Here is a 3,344-nt window from a genome sequence, read left to right on the forward strand (position 1 = left end):
AATCCTTATCCGGCAAGAGACTTAATTGATTAGTTCGCTCTAGATCGAAAACAATTAACAAAAATCGCCAAATGTCTTTCTCTATAAGAGTTTTATTCCTTGTAACCCTGTACGTTGCATAAGACAAACCGAAGAGCCATATTTTTTAAGCTGGTCTATCGTAACACCACCACAACTAACCAAAAAATACGCCCCTGTCCACAAAACCCGTTTGTGTTTCCAATAAATCTTTTTTAAATGGTTAGGGTAATTGTCCCACATTAGTGGGCAAGAGGTTGATTTTAGGTTAGCTATTAACCCACTTAAGAGCTTATGGGGCGGGTAAGTAAGAAGAATGTGAACATAGTCTGATTCTCCGTTTATCGAAAATTTGGGTTAAAAAGACGGGGTTTTAACCCAAATTTTCGATAAGGTAACTGGATGATCAGGGAATCCCTTGCGCTTAGTGCGACGGGAGCGTCAATGTTGCAATGCTTTTAAGAAGCGTCCCATAGTGGCAAATAAACCCAACTTGTTGGCTTTGTTAGCAGGATTAGAACTATCATTAGGAGTATTACTAGAAGCTTTCAGAATCAGATTTTCTAAAGCTTCGCCCATGGGTTTAGTGGATTGTTCGGAAATTAACTCGTAACCGTTTTCTTTTTCGAGCCAAACTTGCCACAAAGAAGGATAGGATCGATAAACGATCGCTGATTCCAAGGGGCGAAAATAATAACAACTTTCTAGGGTACTTAAAAATCTTTCTCGCAATTGTCGGGCCGCGTAACCGATACCCACTACCGATACATCTTCCAATTGGGGAATCAGAAGAACCACGGGGCGATCTTCGGCCAGGTGACAGAGTTTTTCTACGGAATTAATCTCGACCGAGGAGGGACAAACAACTAAAAAAGCTTCATCTTCGGGCTTAATTTTGTTTTCGACGGGAATAAAACGACTACCTAAATCTCCCAGTTGAAAAACTGTTTCTCCCCAATCCCGTCGGGCTAACATGGCAGCCCCGGTATCGGGAAAAATTACCCTTAAACCAGAACTATAACTGTCAAAAATAGAGGTAAAATCAAGGGCTAAAGCTTGCGCTTGTAGAGCAATTTCTGGGATAACTAATTCCACTTGTATGCGTCTAGCTCCCGATTCTAGAGCCAGTTGGGTGGCGGCTTTCGCTTGCAGGATCGTTTCTTCTAGGGAATTGGGTAGGGTCATTTCAGTTATCAGTTATCAGTTATCAGTGAGCAGTTATCAGTTATCAGTTATCAGTGATTACCTCTGGTCGTCGGTGGCTTAAAATCAGAAAGATTTTAATTTTTATAAAAGGTAGGGTTGATTCATGAATGAACCCTACGTCCTGTAGGGGCGAAGCATTCGGGCAATAACCTATCGGTGAAACCGTAGATTTTCTATCCGAATGCTTCGCCCGTACTTTTTGCCGCAAACCCTACTTAAGTTTAGATGAAGTATGACGGGATTTGACATCATCTCCAGCATTAAGATAACTCCTATAAAATACTTTTAGTTTTTAACAAGAAATTCGGTAATCGGAGAAAAGGTGAGGAGAGAAAGCTTAGGAAAGCTGATAGGAGCCGTGACGTTGGGCATAATAATCGAGAATTGCCGTAACCAGAGGGCGATCGCTTTCCTGAAAAGTCTCGGTATAGTTAATTTCTAGACTACCGATCTGACTTTGATGATAATCGAATTGTTGGAACTGCTGGGGAGTGAGATCGGTTTCGACCCCCTGAACCTGTTCTAAATGGCTGGCTAACTCCCGATAGATAGCCAAGGGCATTCGCGGATAAATAATGGTTTGTTTTTGTTGAATAGCAATCGATCGCACGGGTTTTATTCTCCTGATTCGGAAATATTATAGCTGATCGAGGCCTGCGGTGCGGCGGCCGGTTCGGGGACACCATCCCCTAAACGACGGGTAATAGTTCGACCGCTTTGTTGTAGAACAATATAGGGGTTATCGGGATCGGTGTTGATCGCTTTAACTAAAATTAAACCATTAGAGAGGGTAGAACCGGGGATAACTCGACGTTCCGTGGCTTCTCCGGGGGCTTTCACGATCGCCATAGGAGTGGTAGGTAATTGGACGATGCCCGATACTTGCACTGCTGCCGCTTCCGTCGGTTGCGGTGGTGGTGGCGGTGCTTTCACTATCGGTCGTCCGGGGGTGGGACGATTGCCTACGGATGCGGATGCGGGTGCGGCTGCGGCTGCGGTAGCCGACGGAGTCCCAGCTGGGGGTTCTTCCTCCACTGTAATCGTAATATTTGGTTGTAGGGGAAAGGGGGCAAAGGGATCGCTGCGACCGCGATTAATTTCTGCCCGTTTTTGGTCAGGATCGGTAGCGGGAATCAATCTCGCTACCCTTGGGGTAGTTGGTTCGGTAGCTGGTTGCACAGGATTGCTGAAGGCAGGCGTTTGGGCAGCCGGGGGACTGGGAGAGGGGGTGGGGGTTTCTTGGCTGGGCGGTGGGGATTGATTAGCTTGGTTAGAAGCTGGACATCCCACCAACAATAAAGCGACACTCCCCACCGATAGGATTAGCGGCAATTTTTTCATACGGAAACAAAGACAAAATGGCCCCGAAGGACAACCTTCGATACTAACATAACATTTGTTTCCCAGAAATCTAGGCCGATGATAGGGGAAAGTCAGGAACTTTGCCCCGCTAGTCCAGTTTTAATATTGACTACCGGATTTGCGATGACCGATGGCGGTGACACCGTTACTATCCAAAACTTGACCCCGCTCGACGGTGGCATAGACTAACCAGCGATCGCCGCAGATTTGTCGCTCTTTGGCCGTACACTCTAGATAGGCGAGACTTTCGCTTAAAATCAGACAGCCATTTTCCCCGACTTGGGTTTCTAATCCCGTAAAGACATCGCCGCCAGATTTGAGGCTATTGGAAAAATGGCGGCGTAAATTGCGTCCTTCCTTGAGAATATTCAATATAAAGGCGGTTCCCGAGTTAATTAGGCGCTCGGCGGCTTGTTCGTCAGCAACGGCGATAATTAGCCCCGGGGGGTGAAAACTGGCTTGGGATACCCAAGAGGTCAAGAAACCAGCATGATCCTCGCCCTGACGACTGGTGAGAACACAGAGGGAACCGACGATCCGGCCAACGGCCTGGGCAGTGCGATCGATTTGTGTTTCGGTCATTCCCTGTTGGGGAACCCGCAATTTTTTGGTTTTTTTGGCTCTTCGGGAATTGTTATGCAAATAATTAACTTAAAATAAAATTCGATGAGAGCGCCTACGCTCAAAAGTATCTGAAATCCATATAGAGAAGGACTTAAGGCACAAACAAGTTAATACCAAAAGATAGACAATTGAGT

Annotated in this window: 4 protein-coding genes and 1 pseudogene; all 5 read right to left on the reverse strand. The window is 46.0% G+C overall.

Translation table 11 applies throughout. The features are described 5' to 3' along the window. Window positions 1-81: 81 nt before the first annotated feature. A complete protein-coding gene (locus IM456_RS23440) occupies window positions 82-363 on the reverse strand; it encodes a transposase (RefSeq protein ID WP_216645734.1) in 282 nt (93 codons plus the stop codon). Window positions 364-459: 96 nt separating this feature from the next. Continuing rightward, window positions 460-1,203: a DUF1995 family protein gene (locus tag IM456_RS22065; protein WP_149988085.1), complete on the reverse strand. Its 744-nt coding sequence runs from the start codon at window positions 1,201-1,203 to the stop codon at window positions 460-462. 358 nt (window positions 1,204-1,561) lie between these two features. Continuing rightward, entirely contained in the window at window positions 1,562-1,834 is a 273-nt protein-coding gene (locus IM456_RS22070) for a hypothetical protein (RefSeq protein ID WP_149988086.1), read from the reverse strand. A 5-nt stretch (window positions 1,835-1,839) separates the two neighbouring features. Further along, window positions 1,840-2,565, reverse strand: a complete 726-nt coding sequence (locus IM456_RS22075) for a hypothetical protein (RefSeq protein WP_149988087.1) — start codon at window positions 2,563-2,565, stop codon at window positions 1,840-1,842. A 120-nt stretch (window positions 2,566-2,685) separates the two neighbouring features. Then, window positions 2,686-3,204 (reverse strand): annotated as a pseudogene (locus IM456_RS22080) (flavin reductase family protein); the annotation flags it as partial. Between the last annotated feature and the right edge of the window lie 140 nt (window positions 3,205-3,344).

The organism is Microcystis sp. M079S1 (assembly GCF_020246425.1).
GTDB classification, from domain to species: Bacteria; Cyanobacteriota; Cyanobacteriia; order Cyanobacteriales; family Microcystaceae; genus Microcystis; species Microcystis aeruginosa.